Source organism: Candidatus Margulisiibacteriota bacterium, assembly GCA_041658645.1.
Lineage (GTDB): Bacteria > Margulisbacteria > WOR-1 > O2-12-FULL-45-9 > XYB2-FULL-48-7 > JBAZZV01.
The window spans coordinates 1-20,251 of record JBAZZV010000012.1 but is presented as its reverse complement, the minus strand read 5'-3'; the positions used below and the strand labels follow the sequence as shown (position 1 = coordinate 20,251).

The window sequence follows — 20,251 nt, the reverse complement described above, 5'->3', positions numbered from 1 at the left end:
GAGTCGCAACGTCATCGAATCCAGAAATAATTAGTGTTTTCCCTCTCATAAGGGCAAAAAGCAAGGGAACAAAGCCCTATTTAAACAGCTTCGCCAGCCTGTATTTTAAGCTCTTTTTCTTCAAATCCCTCTCAACTGGTGATCGCTGATCGGTAATACCGACAATATCCGCCCTCGCCTGCCCTAACCTTTCCGCTTTCCACCGCGGAGCATGAAAACCGGCGATCTTTTTATTATCCCATCTCTGCCAGAATTGCCGGGGATCGTCAAATTTATCAAGGATCGAGCGCATTGTCCGGTACGCGCTGGCGATCATTATCTCGCTCTTATTCAAAGCAAGCGGGCTGATGGAAAAGAGACCGGGGTTGACGATCCTGACCGCCGGGGCCGGTTTGGTAGAAAACAGGACGTTTTCGCAAGATTTGCCGACCTGGGAGTAGCTGGTCGCGATCTCAAGAAATTCAAAGAAGACGGAGGCAATATCTTTGCGGAAATAGTCGATATTCTGCTGGCCGGCGAAGCTCAAGACCGAAGCGAAGATATATTTAACATCGGGGAGGTATGCTGCCAGCGTGATCGGGCAATTGTCACGGATGCCGCCGTCAAGGAGAGCAAGCTTGCGCTGCCCGATGTTTCTCGGATACGGTTTGAATAGGACCGGCAGACCGATGCTTGCTCGGAGTGCTTTGGAGATAAGAATGTCTTTCGGATAGAAAAGCGGCTGGTAATGATCCCTCTTTGGTGTTCTCAACTTTTGTGGAGAGCCAAAGACGATTTCATCGCCGGAATTAAGGTCAGTTGAGACAATATAAAGCGGCTTCTTTGTTTGGGATAGCTTTTCCCCTGACAGCCCGGCTTCTTCAGTTATCACATCGATCAGCCGCTGACCATCAATCAGCCCGCCCATTGATTTAATGCTCTTTTGAGGGAAGATCGGGAAGTCAACCAGGTTGAACCAGCCATACTTGCGGGCAAAGGCAAGATACTTATCAATGGCAAGATCGACATCATCATAAACCGCCATCATGGCGGCAATGATCGCGCCAACGGAGGAACCGATATAGATATCAGGCTTTATCCCCTGCTCAAAAAGGGCTTTGATTATTCCAAGATGGGCGGCGCCGCGGCCACCGCCGCCGGAGAGAACAAGGGCAAATTTGCGATAATTATATTTGTTTTTCATTTTTTTAACCAATCCGTAGGAATAACAGAAATCCCTAGTTTCCCATAAATTGTTGCTAATAAGCCATCACCCTGCTTCATCTGTCCATAGTCAAATTTTGTGAATTCAATCCCAAAGCCAACGCCCAATCCAAACGAAGCCTCAAATTCCGCTGCCACACTATTAAAATACTGCTTCTGATTGCCAGACAATATTTCGTTCGTATAAAGCCACAGAGTAATTCCTATCAAAGAAGGACTTACTATTTCCCTATAACTCAATCCAACGCCAACTTTGTTTTGGTTAACACTTTTAATGCTTACTGTTGAATAACCCAAATTTACACCATAGTATCCTTTATTAATTAAAACCGGATAATAGCCAACCTCACCATTAATCTCAACGAAACTATCACGGATGGTAGGCTGCTCTTTTCCCGCCAATCTGACTCCTCCAGTTAAAACAAGCTGTGGAGTGCTATAAACATTCCCTATTTGCTGATCATCAGAATATGCATTAGACATATGCGCAAAAAGAAAACACATTGTTACTATAAAGATGATTGTTAGTCGTTGCATTTAGGTGCTCCGCGGTTGATATCCCTCTTCATCGTTTGCAGCAAGCCGCCGGAGAGGGCAAGGGTTGTTTTGTGATTCATTACCAAAATTGTATCGCAAACGACTATAAATTGCGACTATAAAAAATCCCGCTCCCCCGTGAAAGAGAAGCGGGATTTGGAGGCCAAGTAATTACAACTTTTCACCATCATAAACTCTGTCTTGCCATATAACTGGCAGTCTAAAATATGAAGACGGGGGGTTATATTCGATAGCTCATCGCGAGGCGGCAGATGCCAGAGTCAAAAATAAGGGTCGGTTCATATTTTTCGATCTTTCGGAAAAGCGAACTATTGCTCTTGGACTGATAAAACGACTCGGTAAGCTTGACCTCGACAAGATTCTTTCTAAGATCATATTTGACGCTGTATAGCTCCGGCTTGATGCTAACAGTCAACGGCTGATCAACCAGGCGATTATATTTGTCGGCAAGAGCCTGCAAATCGTTTGCCGCCCCAAGACAAACGCCGGGAATAAACAGCAGTATTAAGAGTAGTATGTATAGTTTTTTCATGCCCTTACCCGCATATTATACATCGAAATAAGACGCCCTATGGCTTGCATGATTGTGGGGGAGGGAAACGCAATATTAGCTCACAATTGCTCACGCTTTGCCGGCGACCAAAAAATAGCCCGCTCCCCCTACCGGAAAGCGGGCTATTGGAGATTAGGTGCTTATAACTTCAGCATCCTTTATCCCCTTTAGAATCGGTTTAAGGTATTCTCTTGTGGATAGATCCATATTTTCAAGGGCAATATCTACTGTGCTTTGCGGTAAACTTAACAAAGCACCGCAACAGTCGCAAGCAAAAATCGTCCGGCCTTCTCCGGCCTTGTTGTACCGTTCACCGGCGATTGTTACCCATATTTCCGCTTCTCCTTTGAATTGGCAATCGACAGTGTATCGGTAGCCATTGCCCAAATGATGGCTTTTACTATTGAGCTGGACTTCGTCATGATCAAAGCCCACCCCATCGTCCAGGACAACCTTGATTGCAAATTTTTTGTGGTTAAGCCCTTCGACGCCATCATAAAGAGTTTTGGGGTCTTCATAGAAGCGCCCCAGCGTTCCCGCCTCCTCTTTTCCGGCGTACCAACCGATCCAGGCCGGGTCATCAAGCCACTCCTTGATTTGTTTGCGGCTGAAAAAACAATTATCCAAAACACCTATTTTCTTTTCTTCACCTGTAATCGTGTTCTTAATATATTCGCCCATTTTACCCAACTCCTTTTATTTTAAATAAGCCCGCCTACCGGTAAAAGCAGGCGGGCTATACGGATCAAACCTCGGCATATTTGTAGGATACGCCGTACTCAACCTGGTCCTGAATTGAATTCAGGCAACCCTGGCAGATGAAGACTATCCTATTTAGTGTATAAGGCTCGAAAGCTATGTGATCGATACTCTCATTACACTTAACCAGAAACGCGCCGCAAACACAACAATTTCTCATATAATTTACCTCCTATTTTGAAATAAGCTGTTTTAGCTCACTAATTAACAGATGATGCTCTCTGATCTTATGAAGGTGTTAAATATAATCGAGGAAGCGGGCACATCGCGTCCTATTGCGAGGGGCACACTGAACACCGGGCAGTAAATGATCGCACTGGAGACATGGAGACAAAACCGAAGCCGACATAACTAAATCACCTCCCTATGACTAAAATCAAACACAAAACACCGACTGACTAGATCAGCGGGGAGAGAAGCCCCGCCCCCGCAGAGGAAAACAACCACCGGCACACCCCGGGCAACAGCCTGGCGGACGGAGAAGAGAGACCCACGGGAAGGACCGAAGAGGAAAGCCACCACAACCGAGCAGGCAGACACGAGCCGCTGATTGCGCCCCAACAGCGCGAAGACGGCCTGCTGGCGGGGCGCACCGGGGGAAGCAGGCCCCCAGACCACCCGGCCGCCAGAGGAGAGAAACCGGCTGACCTGGGGACGGACCGGAGCGGGAAACCCCGAAGCGGAAGACCAAGCAGAGAAAACAACCCCAGAAGCAGCCGCCCCCTGCTGGAGCAAGGCAGAGAGAGCGAATGAATCAGCCCCCACTGCCCCACCGGAAGCAACCCGGAAGCCCCGAGCAAGGAAGAGGGAAACGACAGAGGAAACAAGCGGGGAAAAAGAACCAGGCAGAGCGCGAGAGCCAACCACGCCAACCAAACGACCCATAAACAACACCTCCCTATAAAATAATGCCGGGAGCAACTGCTCCCAGCACGGAAGGTAAAAAGCATTTTTTTCGCCCCTGTCACCCGGAGCCGCAGCTGCGAGTTGGATGTCGAGCAGCTGCGGCGGAGGGCGCGGAGGAGGCAAAAAAATACTCGAGGTTTTTTAATATGTTTATTTGCCGACGGAGCAGAGCCGCCCTTACATTGATATTATTTATGAGGCGGCTTGACAGGAAAAAGGCGAAAAAATGCTATAATAAAAATGCTGGGAGCAGTAAAACTATTTTATTGCTATCCAACTCGTTTAATCTTATCTATCACATTGACTGTATTATTTAGCACTTTCAATTGTTTAATTGAGATTGATTTTTCTCCTGACTTTGTCGGTTTCCTATGCGCCAGTGATCGCCAGGGACGCACGCCGTCACCGTTATATATCTCCTCGTATCCGCCATCCTCATCAATCTTTAACACAAGTAGCAGGTCTGTTTCACCTTTCAGCTCAACCCCGGATCGTTGCGTCGTCTTAACTTGTACTTTTCTCCCATTAACAACCCCATCGTGAATTGGGTTTGTTATGCCAGACAACTTTATCCCATAATCTTGGGATGCATACATTTCGCCAATACTTCCAACCATATGCCCATCTGGAGTAAAAGGCCTTTCTGGAAATAGTTCGCGCAATCCTCTTGCGGCACTGTATATTTGTTTAATTAACTCTTTTACTTGTTCACTCATATTGCCAATTTTATATAATTCTCTTATTTCCCACATTCTCGGGATATTTCTTGAAGTCTTTAGGAGAATATTCTTTTACTCTCCCTTTATCATCAACAGAAAACACATATAAACATAAATGCCTCGCCGCTTGCCAGGGGATTCGTCGCAGCGCTTTTTTTGCGCTATTTTCTGGAAGGCCTAAACCATAAAGATAAGCGTGCCTAGCAATAACCTTCATCCGCGACAACAATTGCCCTAATGCATACAAAAAGTTAACTTCATCGGCAGAGGGGGCTGAGCTAGCATAAGATTTTCCTTTGCATTCAATAATAAATCGTCTTGCCTTATTTTTATTCCTAGAATCTGTTACAACAATATCCGGGCCTCGTTCATGCAAACCCTTGGTTTTAATGTTGTAATCCCAACCCTTTTTGGCAAGGTGCCTTAGAATGCGTTTTTCTACATATTTTTCAGTTATCCTTAACATACAAACCTCGAAAATCGTAATATCCTATTTCCATTAAAATATTAACAGCCTCATTGACCATTTCCTTGCATTCAGGAGATTTCCTTGTTTCTTCAATTATTTTGCGCATATCAACGGGGTCAATATATCCCTCCTTACTAGCTTTTTTGACCCTGATCACTTCTAACAATATACTAGCGGTTGATTTTGGGTGGCTGCCAGCATTTTCAAGCAGATATTCAAACAGATTATGCAAACGGAGATACCCTCCTGATGGCTGTATGGAAGCTTTTATTAAATCAATCAAAGAATCGATGTTTTCTGGTGCGATTTCCAACCAATCAATGAATCCCAATAATTCCTCATCCTTTACTTCTTTAACTCTCTTAGTCCATAGTGCTTTTAATTTAGGCCAATATTCCTCAACACTTTTGGGGTCATTTCCCTTCATTTGCCTAAGGGATGATCCGATATAAAATATTGCCTGCTGTCGGACCACTATTGGCGCTTTTTCAAACAGCCTATTAAGCAGACCGTCTTTAGAGCTTAAGTTCTCAAAATCCCATAAATATGCAATCATTATATGCTCAGCCAATCGGTCATTTTCCGGTTCCCTCTTTTTAGGTGGGGTTTGTCCCAAATTCTTTATGGCTTTCTCATAGTGATTCGTAAGTAATTTATATATTTGCTCATAAAATCTGCTATAAAACATATAGCCTTGCCAATCCGCATCCCATATGACTTTCTTATCCTCTGCCATTGGGAATATTTGCCCATCAGCAAGCAGCTTTTTTGCCCATTCCTGATCGAGATAGTATAAGTGGATAAAGAAACGCCCATACATAGAATGGACCGAAGGACTTGTCTCTTCTTTTAATCGTTTTTCAAGAAAGGATTTAATCTCCGGCTCCAGCCTTTGGCCGGGAGGGAAAGGCCCCTTGCCTTTCTCATCATCTTCATTCGCGTGGATACGAGCATAGCGCAGCGCATATTGAAACAAAGCTTCCATAGCTTTGCCGCGAGTGCAATTTATGGCATAGGTCACATAGTCCATGTTATCCCCGCCATATTTGGTTTCATCTTCTGGCATCGGATTAGGATCGTTTTCAATAATAAAGATCAGTATTTCCCTAATTTTTGGCAAATATTCGTCCGGGATAACATGCTTATCATTTTTGACAGCATCATCAAACAGATCCGCAATTGCGCCTCTTGTCCAAGTAATTTTTCCATAATCCCAATCATCCATACCATTCTCAAGTACCGGCTCATCAAAAACCTTTGAAACTAATTCACACAATGATATAACCGGTTTCCAGTCAAAGTCCTTGCCACCCCGCCAAGCGTCTTGCAGGCCGCGGATGAGATTAGATATGTAGGTGGGATATATGCATTTTTCAGCAAACCTCTCTGCTATCGCTGCATAAGGGGCGGGATTCTCCTTTACAATGTCATTTAATATTCTAGCTAACCCTTCAGGAGTAGGCTGCCAATGGCCTCCAGATGGCTTAAATTTATTTTTGATGTAATCTAATATTTCATCAGGCGCCATATTTTTAATTGCTTCTCTGTCTAGGGGAGCAGTGGGCCCAACCCAACTAGTTTTATAGGTTAAATGTTCTGGATGCTCCATCTTTTTGAACTCTGACTCGCATTCCTTTAAAATCGGATAATAATCAGACAACTGAAGATCAGATAATACCTGCTCTTTAATCATTATTAAATGTTTGGCCTGCCAATGTTTTACATAGCCGGGATCATCTTTATGCTCGCCTCCAGGACCCTCAACAACCCAATCAAGAATCTGTTTTTTTGTCTCCGGCATTAATACACCATATTTATCTTTAAGCAAAAGCATGTACTCATGGTAAACCTCATAATCATATAGGTTCTCTCTTTTACCTAATACTGCAGAAGCTAAATTATCGAGATTTTTTACCCTCACAGTATGGATCGCTAATCTCCTGAATAAGGAATATTTCTCTGTTAAAAGCCTATTCACTACTTTTTCTGCCTCTGGCCTGTCTTTTTCAACAAGAACCAACATAGAATCCCTTAAAATAACAGTGAATATATCTTTAATATCACCAATGGCAAAATCATAGTTCTGATCGCTATCTTCAATAGTAGGCCTGCCAATATATGAAAGATCGTACTCTTTTTCGCCATACTCTAGTTTTATCGCTTCCTTAAAGCGTTTTTCAATGATCCCCATTACCCTCTTAATGTCGCTTTCAATCAATAATGGGAGCAACTGCTTCTGTATATTCTCCCTATAATGGTAAGTATCAAAACGTAATTCAACATGTCTATGAGCCCCTTTTATCGGCTTGCTTAATATGTCAAACAATTCAAAAGCAGCATCAAACTCGCCAGCTTTAATCAATTTTTCAAGCAGATCAATCGAATACTTATCAATTAAGCCTACGCCCTTATATTTGCGATTTAACCATTCATCGATTTTTGCCAACAATGTTTTTGAATTCTCAGCCGGCAGATTAAGCATGGCTTGCATTGCTAATGTAATGGCATTTTGATTTTCTGTATTAATATTTGCGAGCGTTTGTGCTACCTTGCCGGGGGCTTTATTGGCCATTTTTATTAGGTAATATCCTGGCCACCATGCGGGGAACTGGATAGTTCCTCCTTCTTCATTTCTTTCAGGCGGGGGGATTTCCTTGAATGCGCCAATTTCATCTATAAATTCGTACCAACCAGCTTTATCAAGATTAACAAAGAAATACTGGTAAGCAGCGGGCTTTGACAGTAATTCCATAATCTGCTTTTTATCAATCGGTTGCTTATTCATTGGGGGCAGCCTCCATCGACATGGCTTCGTCTAATAGCGTGACATCTCTTTCGTAGAATCTCGAAAGAGCATCAATTAAACAAGACTTAATAATATCCCATTTTTCAATAAAATCGTTTTCTGATATTTCATTGCTACCATAATGGGTATGGGCAACAAAATAGTTGTTATGTGTATTTGCCCATTCTCTAATACTCTTTAGTCGCTTTTCTTTGATTTCCTTAGGCAATCTTAATATGTCATTTAACTCGCCATAATATGATCGTATTTTCTGTTTTAAAGAAAATGCGCCATTTTTCAGGGTTGCCTTAAGAACATCAAACATTCTTTCAACTTTCTGATGCTCATCCCTCTTGTCTACCTGAATCTCAGATGTAGGCATTAAAGCCAGGGCTTTTTCAAATGCAAGATCAAGCTCAGCATGGATGGGAGCTTGTGCCCCGCTATCCTGAATACTATTATTTGGCGCTGCTAATTCCCTAGTCAATATGTCCGTGATCCCACGTATGGAGTGCGCCGCCTGGTGAAATCTATCCGGATTGTCTCGATCATTTAATACCCTTACAATCCCGATAAGGATATTAATCAATCGCGCATTTGTTCTTTCAAACAATACGATCAATTCCCTTTCTTTCTCATCAAATGGAGTCGCGATAGTTAAAGAAGGGTTTAACTGACTTTCGGCCATTTACAACCCCCCCCTAAGCGCCATCGCCAGAATTGCCTTTTCGTTTATGCTGGTATTTTTTTGTTCCATTAGGCTTCTTCCCTCTGCCTCCCGCTTTCTTCCCAACCAACTTCTCCTTCTCTTTCAATATCCGCTCAAGCAGCTTTTCCGCACTCTCATATTTTCGCCCCTCTTTTTCCGCAAGTTCAGTTTCGTTGATAACCAATTCACCGCGGAAGGCCTTAGCAAGCACTGATTGGGAGATTTTATCCACCGTAGCCTTGGCTTTCCTGTAATGGGTTTCTAGCCTATCAGCAAAGATGAACAGTTTGTTCACCTGCCTGATAATTTCTCTTTGTTCTTCTATGTGAGGAGTTGGAATAATCGCTAGTTTTAATGCATCAGCCCCTATATTCCCTTGATTTACATTGCCTGTTTCGTCTTTGAAAAAGAATTCCCTAAAATCAGGTGTTTTCATATAAATAGACAGATATTCTGGCAGTAACGAAGACTTGTTGCAACGCAACCTTGAAACCCTCTGGTTAAGAAAGAGTGGGATTGTATCGGGTTGTACGATCGCATTAAACCCATAATCCCTTTTATTTCTAGTCCCAGTCATTGAGATAATCACGTCTCCAGGCATTAAACGAAACCGGCATGCTTCAAGAGCATACTGGTCATCGATAAATGCGGGTGCCAATGTAATATCTATGCCATATCTTTTTACATTGGCTATTTTTATTACTTGATTATTTCCCGCCTTATTAAATCTTTTACTTTCGAATGCGAAACCACCTTGATACTCTGCCATATCCTGCAACTTTTTCCCCTCCCACTCTATCTCGACCTTATGTTGCTTCCTCCACTTCTCAGTCAACTTCCCTGCAACTGCGGCAATTAGGACGGCCTGCTTGAATCGTTTAACAATTTTTGGGACTTTGCCCAGACGCTCTTTGACCTCATCAATGCGGGGCATAATTTGATCTAACTTAGCAACAATACGCTTCTGTTCATTGAGGGGAGGAATGGGAATTGGATATTTCTTAAGAATTGTTTGGCTAATATTCTTTTGTGCTCCACCTTGTCCCATACTTAACAAATCCGCCTCTTGATATTTTAAGTAATAGAATAAATACCAGTTAGGAATTCCACCCCAAATCGATGTTGTGAAAGCAATGGCCTGGTTTGTTGTACACCTAATTCCAGCTATTCCTAATTTCCCGATGCTACCATACATAGCGATCAAAACAGCCCCAATCTCCACCCATTTTGCTGAGCTATTTTTTAGACCATTTTCAGTGATGCGTTTGTTTGATCTTGTTACAATTCCGTTATTTAAATCTGCAATGATTAGCCAGGGAATATTTCCATCATAGTATTTTTTTTCGGTAGATTTAGGAGTCCCGCCAGAGCCCCAATCAGCAATATTATCTAAAGTTGTTTCAACCCATCCATTAGGTTGCGTCTCATTCATTCTCCATTCTCCGCATCGATCAGCGTCAGGACCTCCTGAAGTTCATCTACACAGGCATTCAGTTCAGTGATTGCGTCCCCCGCTAGTACGTTCGGTTCCGGTAGCGAGTTTGGATCGTCAAGCTCTTCATCTTTCAACCAGGTAATGTCTAGATTATATTTGCGCTCTTTGATTTGAGAGAGGCTAAACTTGCGAAAACGGCCTTCATCTCCCAGGTCTTTTCGTTTTGCTTGTCCGTTTGGATCATTACCGTAACACTTTTCAAATTTCTCAAACATTTCCGGAACAAGGGGCCTATCTTTCTTGGTAACGCCCGGAATATTGGCCCTATTATCATAAATCCAGGTATTTTCGGTAGGTATCCCCTTCTGAAAGAAGATCACATTAGCTTTTATACCCTGGCTATACGGAGTAAACGTTCCGTTTGGCAGTCGCAATATTGTATGAACATTGCAATCCTCCATCAGATATTTAAACACATCGCCGGCTTCATCTGAAAATAGCACATTATCTGGCAAAACCATTGCCGCCCTTCCGCCGGGCTTGAGAATAGTAACTACATGCTGAACAAAATTAAGCTGCTTATTACTGGTTGAAACCGTAAAATCATCTCTATCCGGAGCTTGATTGGCCCCCTTGGTGCCAAAGGGTGGATTTGTTAAGATGCAATCGTATCTTTTATCTCCTGGTGGCTCATACAGCGAATCGCCTAAGGCGATATCAACATGTAAGCCGTGCAAATATAAATTCATCAATGCCATTCTGCGAGGTCTAGCAACCAGCTCTTTGCCGGAATATGTCCTGTTCATTATCCTCTCGGCCATCTTTCTCTCAAGCGCCCCTTTTGTCTGTTCCATTATCCATTCATAGGCACAGACCAGAAAGCCTCCGGTGCCTACTGCTGGATCATGGATGGTATAGTCATTTGATACACGGGGGTCCGGCTTTATACACCTGACTATGGATTGGATTACTATTCTAGGAGTAAAATATTGCCCTGCCCCCTTTTTGCCTTCCGCCGCCGCCTTTTCCAATAACCCTTCATAAGCCGCCGCTTTTACATCCACATTTAAAGAAGTCCATTCAATTTCGTCAATTAAGCTGATCAGTTTCCGCAAATTGACTGGGTTAGTAAACCTTGATAACGCCCCGGAATAGATATCCCCAAGAAGATTCTTTTCCTTACCCAGGCTTCTTAATACTTCAATATAGAAATCTGTTAAATCGGTCCCTGATTTCTCTTTTAGCACGGCCCAGGAGTAAGCTTTTGGTATATACGCGCCTTTCTCATCGGCCATTTTAAGAAAAAGCAAATAAGTGATCTGCTCAACATAATCACCATAATCTATTCCCTCGTGCCTTAATGTATGACAGAATCCCCAAAGTTTTTGTACAACATCGGTCATGATACTGCCGCGACCTCCTTATTGATCAAGTGAATTATATCCTCTAATTTACCGTCAAATACCTTATTGGCCTTACCCCAACCACCAAAACGAACAAAAATAGGTAAATAATCGAAATCTTTTTGCTCAATCGCAAGGTTTAGCGCTAAATGTTCCCCAATTAACCCTAACCATTCTAACTGTTCAGGGGAAAAGCTCTTTTCCTTCTTCACTTGGGCTATAGCCATATCAACTCTCTCTTGGGCAGACAATAGAACATTCTGCTTTCTAGCTCCTTTTTTTACCATTGAGATAATATCGGCCAATTCATGATGATAGGCTTGCCTCAACTTTCTTTCAGTAAAGTTTTCCGGCGCCCGCTCAAGTTTCTTCCTTAGTTCGGATAAAGCTTCGGTCCCCCAACCTTCCGGCTTGCTCAATAATATCCTGACCGCTTCAATTTTATCTGGATTCTTCTCAACATAATCAGCAAATGCCTTTAAATAGTCATCAAGCTTTAGCTCTCTGCCATCCGTTGTTTTGAAAATATAATCCGATTTAACCTGATCTTCGGTTTCATAGGCCACCACAAACACTCGCTTTGCTCGTGGATAATTCTCCAATAAAGCCTGAAAGGCTTTGTCTCGAAGCAAAGTCATAGAAGCATTAAAGTCTTGCTGAATCCTCTGCGGGAGTGTTTTAGCATATCCCTTTATATCACCTTCAGGTATGTGCCGGGCAAATTGCTCTCGCCCTTCCGCGCTTACACTTTTATCAATCCGCTGGATCCTCTTTACCAAACAACGAACGTTATATTCACGATCCTGGTTCTGATAGATCGACTCAATGATCTCAATAATACTTCTGGCCGGTTTTTCTGGCGGTTCAAGGGTAAAGGCGCTGGCTTTCCGGAAATATTCGAGGAGCGTGCCATCAAAACAATCGAATACAGTAAAATGCGTTTTGTTTATCTCATCGCATTTCCTGGTCCCTCGTCCCATCATCTGCTCAAACAAAATTCTTGATTTAACAGGCCGCAGAAATACGATATTCTCAAGCGCTGGAATATCTACGCCGGTAGAAAGCATATCAACGGTGACAACAATCCCTGGATTCGGTCGATTTCTAAATTCCCTTATCCTCTGCAGCGGTCTATCGACTGTAGGACTGCCGGTAATTTTTTGGGCAAAGTCATCACCACGTCCGTATATTTCCCGGCAAAGTCGAACTAATTGATCAGAGTGGGACATATGCGGCAAATCATTAGCAGCAAATATAAGGGTTTTAGGGAATCTACCGGTTTCCGTTTCTTGTTCATCTGTATATTTCTTTAACTCCTCTACAATCTTTTTATTGCTATCCGGGGAAGTTACTCTTTGCTCGATATCGGCAGTATCAAAAGCTCTCTCATCTTCAAGGTTGTCGAGCTTCTCCCTGCCGGTTTCAGTATCTACAAAACCGACTTCTTCTCCTTCTTTCAGGAAGATACCATTCATCTTTACGGCTGAAGATACTTTTACCGCATCATAATCAACAAGGTGCCCTTCCTGAACCGCTTTTTCATAATCATAGCGGAAAACGATATCTCTAAAATATGCCTTAGTATGAGCAGCAGGCGTGGCGGTCAGTCCGATCTTCAATGCATCAAAATGCTCCAATACCGCCCGCCATTTACTAATCTCTACCGCAGTGTAACCGCGATGACACTCATCGGCTACAATAACGTCAAAAGCGTGAATTGGGATATCCAGAATGCTGGCATCCGCTTCATCCTCCACATCCCCACCATTGTCGGCAAAGGAATCCTTCCAACCAAATAAATTAACTCTCATCCTTTGAATCGTGCAAACATACACAAAAGCATGTCCAGCCTGCGGATCAGTTAAGTACTTTTCGGGCAATACTTTTGGGTCGTACTTGAGGTCATCACCTAAATCCTCTCTCTTAAATCGCTGGCTGTATACTTCATATATTTTATCGAATTTCATTCCGGGTTCGGGCTCAAAATTAGCGAAAGCGCCCACTGCTTGCGCAGCCAGAACTCTTCGGTCAACTAAGAATAGGATGCGCTTACCGTACCCTGCCTTCATAAGGCGATATATTTCAGACACAATTGTAAAGGTCTTTCCTGTGCCGGTTGCCATAGCAACAAGCATCTGCCGTTTCTTGGCTTCGATTGCTTCTTCAATCTTTTTGGTCGCCTCGATTTGATACGGCCTTAAGCGAGGATGATCATTTGGATTATTAACCAGCCATTCCAAAGCTGGCCCTTTAAAATGGTCCAACATTTCTCGAAGGGCAAATGGGGTATGAAAATGCGAAACGATCCTTGAATAACTGACTGTTTCCCTTAAATCTTGAAACCAGATAATCTCTCCGTTAGTCGAGTAAATGAAGGGGATTTTATACTCCCCGAAATTAAAAGGCCCTTCTTTTACTCCGCGAGCGTATCTCTGGGCCTGGATAAGTACATTTTGCGGGCCAAGGGATATCTTCTTTGCCTCAACTACACCAAGAGGAGCGCCTTTATACACCAAGAGGTAATCTGCTGGACCACTTTCGGTAGGGTATTCTTCAATCGCATTTTGATCTAGCACGCTAATATCCATCCCTTCTCGGAAGCGGATGACTTTCCACCCGGCATTAACAAGAAGCTTATCAATTCTTAATTTTCGGGTTCTATATTCACTTTCTGAAAACATATTATTCCCTATTTATGCAATGTTGCATATGTCCCAACTATAACTGCGACAACAATAGCTATAACACTTATTAATTGTGAAATGAATACGGCTTTGCCGGTTTCCCTTCTTAAAAACTCATTCTGATAAAACTGAAGTCTGACATTTATGTTTTGAGTGTTTGAATCAGAAGGATAATTCTTAAAAAAAGTGTCCATTAAAGTATTGTATTTTTCATAAAATTCTTCGCCTGAGAGCTTCTCAAGAAATCCGTTCTTTTTTAGCAGTTTCATTTTACTAAACATCCTCTATCTATGCATAGTAGCATATATCCCAACTGCGACAGCCGTCCCAGTAAGCACTTTATACCAATTATCCTCCCAAAAGTCCGGCTTCTGCCCAACCTCAACAGAAACAATATCACCATTGCTGATCCGGCCGGTATAATTCATGCCGGCCAGGGCCCTCGCCTCATCTACCGAATTTGCTTCCTTAACATCCCAAACGTTCTTTTTATAATCATGCTGAATCACGTAAATAGGCCGTGGGGTTAGATAAACGACGACCTGCGGGCTTTTAATATACTTGGCAAATTCGACAGAAAGGTAATTATTGAAGCCGGCAAGCGTTTGGCCCTGGGCCGTCACCCTGCCCAAGAAAGGAAGGGAGATTGTCCCATCCGGAGCTATGGATTGCTTTGTATCCAGGTCCTTTTGGCCGATGATGCGGACTTCAAGCTGGTCGGAGGGGGCGAGAGTGTACTCCGCGGCTAAAACTGGTAAACAGTAACCGGAAAACAGTAACCAGAACGCTAGAAAGAGACAGATTGGCTTTTTCATAATCAACCTCCATCAAGGCTTTATTTTTTGTGCTCTTTAAGGAATTTTTTTACAATAACGTTCTTTATTGTTTTTTCAGTGATATTCTTTTCTTTGCATTTGCAATAGTCGGATTTAAGCCAATCTCTTAACTCCTTTTCCCCTTTACTTGAATTGCAGGAAGTGCAACACATGACTATATTGCTCTCATCTTTGTTATTTTCATCGTTATCTAGATGCTCGATAGTGGGCGCCTTGCCCCGCGGACCTTTTGAATGCCATTTCCTCATCTTTACACGACAAAAAGCACAAAGCTTATCTCTTTTCTCAATCTTTTTTCTTAGTTCGCCAAGGCCCCATTTATCCATCTTATTGCCTTAAATAGACTTCCCCGGAAAATACAAACCTCCGCGCCTTCATCTTGACCTTCAACTCATCAATCTTAACACTTATTTCCCCGAGCTGACTGTTCAATTCAGCAAGCTGGACCCTCTGTTTTTCAGCGTCTTCTTTGCTTTGCAGCAATTCCTTACCCAGAGGGGTCAAGCCCTTCCCGGATTCAAGCTCGTTAATCTGCCCCCTAGCCTTTTCCGCCTGGGCATATAAGCTGGAAAGCTCGGCCAAATCCTTCTTTTTTTGCAGGTCGAAATACTCGGTTAAGGCCAGCTTCTCAATTTGTTCCTTGGAGGCAAAGGATAGGATCAGGTCGTTCCCTTTCTGCTCCATGGTCCTATAAGAGCCAGGAAAAGGAGGAAAGTTTATCTCCATCCCCTCTGGAAGATTGACTGTGCCGGACACTAGCGCACCTCTTGGAATCTGAGAGAGAAGGTATTCACGGCTCTCGTTCTTAAAGTCTCTCTTCTCGGTTTTAATGGGAATAGCAGTCTTTTTGACCCGAACATGAGTGGCAAATATATCCGCAGCCAGTTCATCGCTAAGGGTATAAACACTGCCATTGTACAAAATCACCAGCCGCTTGTTATTAACGTCGAGCACTTCCGCTTTGCCGGCGACTTGTTCCCTGGTTTCACCCATAATGCCCTTGAAATCGAGATAAGCATGGGTTTTGAGCGTCTTAAACTCCTCTATGGCTGATCCAGGGGTAGCCAGAAGCCAGCGCAGGGAGCTGACAATGCCATACTTGGAAATAGGAAACGCCAAAAACATCAAAGCCAGGAAGATCAAGAATATCAAGACCTCTATTCTTGAGCCTGATTCTGTCCTATATTTAGGATTCTTGGGGATAACGTCTCTTCCGGAATCGGGCCAGAACATCTGACTGCCACGCTTGTTAAACATGTCTAATATAAGATGCGAGAAATAGCTTATTGAGAAAGCGGCTACCCAACGAATCGGCAGATCACCCCACCCCAACTCCGTGATCATAGGAATGAAACTGATTAAGCCTATTATTACTGCAAATAGGACCGTTGATATCGCCCATCCGACCAAAGAATGAGTAATTGTCCGGTGGCCATAAAGGCGTTCAAGAGGAGCCGAGATTGGGTAAAATATCTTACCTATTATCGATTTGGGATGATCGATATCCGGGATTATCGCTCCCAGGATAGCAAAGAGGATTATTGTCCAGTGGAGTCCCCACTGCACACCGAAGACCGCTAAGATTATTAGCGTTAAAAAGATGCCAAATACGCTATGGGTTGGGGCTAGCATGACCCTCCTTTATCATTGTGAGGACAATATTTCCTTTACAATGTATACGCTTTTACTTGCCCCGATTCTTTCCGCCCCGGCCTTAATCATTTTATCAGTATCTTTATATGTGTTTATTCCACCAGAAGCCTTAATTTTCAATTTTTTGTTACCAATTAGGTTTTTAAATAGCTTAATGTCTTTCTCGTCCGCGCCTTTCAATGTATTCTTATCTTTAGGCGTGCCGAATCCTGTCGATGTTTTAATATAATCAGCATTCGTATCTAAGATTATTTTGCAGATATTTATCTTCTCATCTTCATCCAATAAACAAGTCTCGACAATAACTTTTAGGACATGATCGCCAATCGATTGTTTCACCCTATTAATTTCTTCCTTAATATAGTCATATTGTTTGTCCTTCAATTTGCCAACATTTATAACCACATCAATCTCGTCTGCGCCATTATTAACAGCGTTGGTTGCTTCAGCGATTTTTACGTCCATAGTATTAGCCCCTAATGGAAAACCAACAACAGAGCAGGCCATTATCTTGGAATTTACTATTAGCTTTTTTGAAAACTTTACATAACAAGGGTTAATGCATACGGATGCAAAATCATATCGCATCGCCTCATTACACAACTTAGCAATATCGGCCTCAGTTGCCTCGGGTTTTAAGCAAGTGTGATCAAAGTATTTTTCGAATCTCATTGGCCGCCCTCCTTATTCTCGCTTACCGCGATTAATGAGGACAGCAACAATCTGGCATCATTTTCGTTTTTACAAAGATACCCAGAATAAATATTCGTTATAAATAGCACAAAAAGCCCCAAATATATAGGAATGGTGCTAAATTGATTTATTAAGAGGAGGGTATTAGTTAAGCCATATACTGCACATAAAACAGAAATAATCATTATGCTAATTATTAGTTTTGGCATAAATGAGTAAAATATTTTTAGTTTATTCTCAAATATTTGCACAATCCAAAACAAAATAATGGGAACTACGATCAAAATGGTTATTCCCAACATTATGAGTGTTATTATTGGATTAATTGTGGCGCTAGAAGATCTGGCAAAATATGCGAAATATATGCCGAAAATAAAAGCATACCCTCCTGCCAATAATCCGTTTACTGTGCCCGCGAACCCCCTTGTATATTCAGCTAATGAACTATCCTTGAAAAACGTAAGGTGTAAGATATGTTCTGTGAAAGCCCATCTTTCTATGTAGTCATATTTAATGCGTGGCCTGAAATACTCCTCAACCCCCTTCCACCATCTATATGAAAAGATAAAATACTTCAGGAACCTATACGGATCAAACAGAATATTATATTGATCTTTACCCACATAAAATACTTTTGTTATTGCACTATTATTTTGCGTGACTTTGCTTATATCTATTTTAAGGCAGTCCCCATATTCTGTGCGGCTTATTTTATCCCTAATTAATTTCATGGCATCTGTGCTTTCATAATCTCCTCCAATTAAATCAAACCAGAAACGGAAACTATTATAAAACAACCAACCTAAGGGCAAAAAGGATGCCGCAATAATTGCAGCGAAATTCCATGCTAAATTATTTGGATTAACTATAAATGCGATAAAACTGGGATTAATGAATAATGTAGTCATTAATATCCCGGCAAAAAACAATAACCCGGGAAGACCATACCTCACTAAGGGTTCGCTATTCATTTTTTGTCACTCCTTTTAACAATTATTTAACCATCCTCAAAAACCGTATCGTTCTTATCTCATCCTAAACGCGAAAAACCGCATTATTGATATACCGGCTACGCCAAAACCGGCAAGTATATATCCCTCAAAGCTATGAGTACCTAATGCGACAAAACGAGAAATCATGGCAAGTCCCCAGAGAACAACAATGGCTGGCGTCCAATCACGATAGTGGATCCCCGCTTCGTGATATACCTCGCGTATCTTCTCCCTGCTTACTACCGGCTCATGGCTGACCTGGTGAATCATGTCAACAATAGCTAAAGGAAGGCCGTTGGACAGAGAGAATACCCTGGTTTCGAGCATTTCATAATCGCTGACCGCCAGGTTTTGGGCCAAATATTTGATGAGCTTCTGGGAAGCTTCATGGGATAGATTATCCAGCTTGATCTGTTTGAATTTATACCAAAGCTGTTTGAGCCGGTTCTTAGTATCGTCAACTGCCGTAATAATGGTGAAGTTATCAAGCAACCTGATCAATATATCCACATCGGAAACTTTGATCCGCTCAAGATTATCGATTATCAGCAGCCGTGATTTGGCTTTTGCGCCAAGGTTAGAGCCCAATAAGCCGGCAATCTCCTGAAGGGAGGCCCTTGCTTTGACCTGTTTCTTCCAATCTGGGTTTAGTTTATCTAATACTTGAGTCAACAAAAGCTTGATCGGGACCGGGGAATCGATGAATATGGCGTCCGGATAAAGATGGCTAATGTATTTGAGAATGTGGGTCTTGCCTATCCCCAGAGGACCGATCAATAAGGTCGGGTTGTCCCTGGTAATGTTTGATTTGATATCTTCGATCACCGATTCCCGGCCAAAAATGACTTCTTCCGGTGAGGGAATTATCGGCCCTTTAATAGAGCTGGTTGGTTTGACTACTTTGGGCTTGGTTGGGAATATCTTGCTGATCGTTTTAGCAAGCTTGGAGCGAGTATCGATGTGTTCTGGAATCTGCGGAGTTGGCGATTTGGAGGCTTTGATGTAGCGATTGATCGATTCGGGGTCGGTGATGCCGAGTATCGCGGAAGCTTTATCGATCCCGATCTCTTTTGAGAATAACCGGACAGCGAAAGTGTTGCGGAGTATCTGGGAATTGACCTTTCTTTTGAGCCCCGCCTGGTCCGCGTACTTGCGAATAAGCTTATCAACTGCCCTATCGGACAGTTCTTTAACTTTACCTTTGGTAGTAATGAAGAAGGCGTTGTGTTTAACATCGGCGCGTTCCTTTGACCACCTGGCTATCGCCTCATAAGCCTGATCATCAAGCGTAATATCCCGCTTTCTGTTCCCCGGCACATGGATCAGATGTTTATTCCAATCGATAGAATTTACTTTGAGATCAATTATTTCGCTAAGGAACAAACCGGCATTGAGGAAAAGGGTAACGATGGCAAAATCGCGAGTATCATCGATTGCCTTAAGTAATGCGTTGGACTCGTTGAGAGAGAGATATTCAATACTCCCCGGCATGGTCAAAGTATACTACCCGAAGTGCGACTTTTCCAGCTTATAGTGCGGTTCATCCGTATGGTTAGTGAGGGATAACCGTGCCTCATATTTTCATTGAATAATGGCCGAAAACGATAAATACTCGAAAACGACCAAATCGGGTGTGGCACGATAAAGAAAAAGTATTCGTTAACCTGAAAGCTGGGAACATTGTTATTTATATTCCGGATAATATTCCTATTGGCGGGTTTGCCCGCTCGTATGCGGGACTGCCTGGCGTAAGGAGGAAACGTCAGCCTTCTTCTTCTTCTTCTGAAAAGGGGGAAAGACCGGAACGCCAGCCTTGGCCCGAGCCTGCTTGCCCTGCCTGTCCGCCTATGGCGGAAGTTAATCGAGGGGTCGAGGGCCTGAAGCTGGCCCCAGA

20 protein-coding genes are annotated in these 20,251 nt (G+C 42.8%); 1 reads left to right on the top strand and 19 read right to left on the bottom strand.

Going from position 1 to position 20,251, the window contains the following annotated elements; all coding sequences use genetic code 11:
- Positions 1 to 76: 76 nt before the first annotated feature.
- The 19 genes from WC903_08575 to WC903_08485 all read right to left on the bottom strand — a co-directional run bounded on the left by WC903_08575 (position 77) and on the right by WC903_08485 (position 19,848).
- Entirely contained in the window at positions 77 to 1,183 is a 1,107-nt protein-coding gene (locus WC903_08575) for a patatin-like phospholipase family protein (protein ID MFA5893997.1), read from the bottom strand.
- Positions 1,180 to 1,740 carry a hypothetical protein gene (locus WC903_08570; protein ID MFA5893996.1) on the bottom strand — a complete coding sequence of 187 codons (561 nt, stop codon included), beginning with the start codon at positions 1,738 to 1,740 and terminating at the stop codon, positions 1,180 to 1,182. Before WC903_08570 ends, WC903_08575 begins: the two co-directional genes overlap by 4 nt.
- Before the next feature lie 241 nt (positions 1,741 to 1,981).
- Positions 1,982 to 2,293: a hypothetical protein gene (locus WC903_08565; protein MFA5893995.1), complete on the bottom strand. Its 312-nt coding sequence runs from the start codon at positions 2,291 to 2,293 to the stop codon at positions 1,982 to 1,984.
- 153 nt (positions 2,294 to 2,446) lie between these two features.
- A complete protein-coding gene (locus WC903_08560; GenBank protein MFA5893994.1) occupies positions 2,447 to 2,995 on the bottom strand; it encodes a hypothetical protein in 549 nt (182 codons plus the stop codon).
- 429 nt (positions 2,996 to 3,424) lie between these two features.
- Positions 3,425 to 3,958: a DNA-processing protein DprA gene (locus tag WC903_08555; GenBank protein MFA5893993.1), complete on the bottom strand. Its 534-nt coding sequence runs from the start codon at positions 3,956 to 3,958 to the stop codon at positions 3,425 to 3,427.
- 290 nt (positions 3,959 to 4,248) lie between these two features.
- Positions 4,249 to 4,695 carry a hypothetical protein gene (locus WC903_08550; GenBank protein ID MFA5893992.1) on the bottom strand — a complete coding sequence of 149 codons (447 nt, stop codon included), beginning with the start codon at positions 4,693 to 4,695 and terminating at the stop codon, positions 4,249 to 4,251.
- A gap of 10 nt (positions 4,696 to 4,705) precedes the next feature.
- Entirely contained in the window at positions 4,706 to 5,164 is a 459-nt protein-coding gene (locus WC903_08545) for a hypothetical protein (protein MFA5893991.1), read from the bottom strand.
- Positions 5,148 to 7,952, bottom strand: coding sequence for a hypothetical protein (locus WC903_08540; GenBank protein ID MFA5893990.1), 2,805 nt, complete (start codon positions 7,950 to 7,952; stop codon positions 5,148 to 5,150). Before WC903_08540 ends, WC903_08545 begins: the two co-directional genes overlap by 17 nt.
- A complete protein-coding gene (locus tag WC903_08535) occupies positions 7,945 to 8,640 on the bottom strand; it encodes a hypothetical protein (GenBank protein MFA5893989.1) in 696 nt (231 codons plus the stop codon). Before WC903_08535 ends, WC903_08540 begins: the two co-directional genes overlap by 8 nt.
- 13 nt (positions 8,641 to 8,653) lie before the next feature.
- The gene (locus WC903_08530; protein MFA5893988.1) at positions 8,654 to 10,093 is read right to left on the bottom strand and encodes a restriction endonuclease subunit S; all 1,440 of its coding nucleotides are present in this window, start codon (positions 10,091 to 10,093) and stop codon (positions 8,654 to 8,656) included.
- Positions 10,090 to 11,499 carry a class I SAM-dependent DNA methyltransferase gene (locus tag WC903_08525; protein MFA5893987.1) on the bottom strand — a complete coding sequence of 470 codons (1,410 nt, stop codon included), beginning with the start codon at positions 11,497 to 11,499 and terminating at the stop codon, positions 10,090 to 10,092. Before WC903_08525 ends, WC903_08530 begins: the two co-directional genes overlap by 4 nt.
- A complete protein-coding gene (locus tag WC903_08520) occupies positions 11,496 to 14,180 on the bottom strand; it encodes a DEAD/DEAH box helicase family protein (GenBank protein ID MFA5893986.1) in 2,685 nt (894 codons plus the stop codon). Before WC903_08520 ends, WC903_08525 begins: the two co-directional genes overlap by 4 nt.
- A gap of 8 nt (positions 14,181 to 14,188) precedes the next feature.
- The gene (locus WC903_08515; protein ID MFA5893985.1) at positions 14,189 to 14,452 is read right to left on the bottom strand and encodes a hypothetical protein; all 264 of its coding nucleotides are present in this window, start codon (positions 14,450 to 14,452) and stop codon (positions 14,189 to 14,191) included.
- Positions 14,453 to 14,467: 15 nt separating this feature from the next.
- Complete coding sequence (locus tag WC903_08510; GenBank protein MFA5893984.1) at positions 14,468 to 14,998, bottom strand: polysaccharide biosynthesis/export family protein; 531 nt, start codon at positions 14,996 to 14,998, stop codon at positions 14,468 to 14,470.
- A gap of 20 nt (positions 14,999 to 15,018) precedes the next feature.
- A complete protein-coding gene (locus WC903_08505; GenBank protein MFA5893983.1) occupies positions 15,019 to 15,345 on the bottom strand; it encodes an HNH endonuclease in 327 nt (108 codons plus the stop codon).
- Position 15,346: 1 nt separating this feature from the next.
- Positions 15,347 to 16,651, bottom strand: a complete 1,305-nt coding sequence (locus WC903_08500) for a metal-dependent hydrolase (protein MFA5893982.1) — start codon at positions 16,649 to 16,651, stop codon at positions 15,347 to 15,349.
- Positions 16,652 to 16,663: 12 nt separating this feature from the next.
- On the bottom strand, positions 16,664 to 17,344 hold the full coding sequence (gene deoC / locus WC903_08495) for a deoxyribose-phosphate aldolase (protein ID MFA5893981.1): 681 nt from the start codon (positions 17,342 to 17,344) through the stop codon (positions 16,664 to 16,666).
- Positions 17,341 to 18,336, bottom strand: coding sequence for a hypothetical protein (locus tag WC903_08490; GenBank protein MFA5893980.1), 996 nt, complete (start codon positions 18,334 to 18,336; stop codon positions 17,341 to 17,343). The genes deoC and WC903_08490 overlap by 4 nt, the downstream gene beginning before the upstream one ends.
- 54 nt (positions 18,337 to 18,390) lie before the next feature.
- Positions 18,391 to 19,848, bottom strand: coding sequence for a tyrosine-type recombinase/integrase (locus tag WC903_08485; protein ID MFA5893979.1), 1,458 nt, complete (start codon positions 19,846 to 19,848; stop codon positions 18,391 to 18,393).
- Between the two features lie 140 nt (positions 19,849 to 19,988).
- On the opposite strand from WC903_08485, the gene WC903_08480 reads away from it, so the two are divergent.
- Positions 19,989 to 20,251 (top strand): hypothetical protein (locus WC903_08480; protein MFA5893978.1); only part of this gene is annotated, 263 nt, incomplete at its 3' end.

Bases quoted from the DNA above. Each gene is read 5' to 3' on its own strand.
- WC903_08540 (MFA5893990.1), bottom strand. From the start codon at position 7,952: ATGAATAAGCAACCGATTGATAAAAAGCAGATTATGGAATTACTGTCA.
- WC903_08535 (MFA5893989.1), bottom strand. From the start codon at position 8,640: ATGGCCGAAAGTCAGTTAAACCCTTCTTTAACTATCGCGACTCCATTT.
- deoC (MFA5893981.1), bottom strand. From the start codon at position 17,344: ATGAGATTCGAAAAATACTTTGATCACACTTGCTTAAAACCCGAGGCA.
- WC903_08525 (MFA5893987.1), bottom strand. From the start codon at position 11,499: ATGACCGATGTTGTACAAAAACTTTGGGGATTCTGTCATACATTAAGG.
- WC903_08490 (MFA5893980.1), bottom strand. From the start codon at position 18,336: ATGAATAGCGAACCCTTAGTGAGGTATGGTCTTCCCGGGTTATTGTTT.
- WC903_08575 (MFA5893997.1), bottom strand. From the start codon at position 1,183: ATGAAAAACAAATATAATTATCGCAAATTTGCCCTTGTTCTCTCCGGC.
- WC903_08520 (MFA5893986.1), bottom strand. From the start codon at position 14,180: ATGTTTTCAGAAAGTGAATATAGAACCCGAAAATTAAGAATTGATAAG.
- WC903_08505 (MFA5893983.1), bottom strand. From the start codon at position 15,345: ATGGATAAATGGGGCCTTGGCGAACTAAGAAAAAAGATTGAGAAAAGA.
- WC903_08515 (MFA5893985.1), bottom strand. From the start codon at position 14,452: ATGAAACTGCTAAAAAAGAACGGATTTCTTGAGAAGCTCTCAGGCGAA.
- WC903_08530 (MFA5893988.1), bottom strand. From the start codon at position 10,093: ATGAATGAGACGCAACCTAATGGATGGGTTGAAACAACTTTAGATAAT.
- WC903_08560 (MFA5893994.1), bottom strand. From the start codon at position 2,995: ATGGGCGAATATATTAAGAACACGATTACAGGTGAAGAAAAGAAAATA.
- WC903_08565 (MFA5893995.1), bottom strand. From the start codon at position 2,293: ATGAAAAAACTATACATACTACTCTTAATACTGCTGTTTATTCCCGGC.
- WC903_08545 (MFA5893991.1), bottom strand. From the start codon at position 5,164: ATGTTAAGGATAACTGAAAAATATGTAGAAAAACGCATTCTAAGGCAC.
- WC903_08555 (MFA5893993.1), bottom strand. From the start codon at position 3,958: ATGGGTCGTTTGGTTGGCGTGGTTGGCTCTCGCGCTCTGCCTGGTTCT.
- WC903_08510 (MFA5893984.1), bottom strand. From the start codon at position 14,998: ATGAAAAAGCCAATCTGTCTCTTTCTAGCGTTCTGGTTACTGTTTTCC.
- WC903_08485 (MFA5893979.1), bottom strand. From the start codon at position 19,848: ATGCCGGGGAGTATTGAATATCTCTCTCTCAACGAGTCCAACGCATTA.
- WC903_08570 (MFA5893996.1), bottom strand. From the start codon at position 1,740: ATGCAACGACTAACAATCATCTTTATAGTAACAATGTGTTTTCTTTTT.
- WC903_08500 (MFA5893982.1), bottom strand. From the start codon at position 16,651: ATGCTAGCCCCAACCCATAGCGTATTTGGCATCTTTTTAACGCTAATA.
- WC903_08550 (MFA5893992.1), bottom strand. From the start codon at position 4,695: ATGAGTGAACAAGTAAAAGAGTTAATTAAACAAATATACAGTGCCGCA.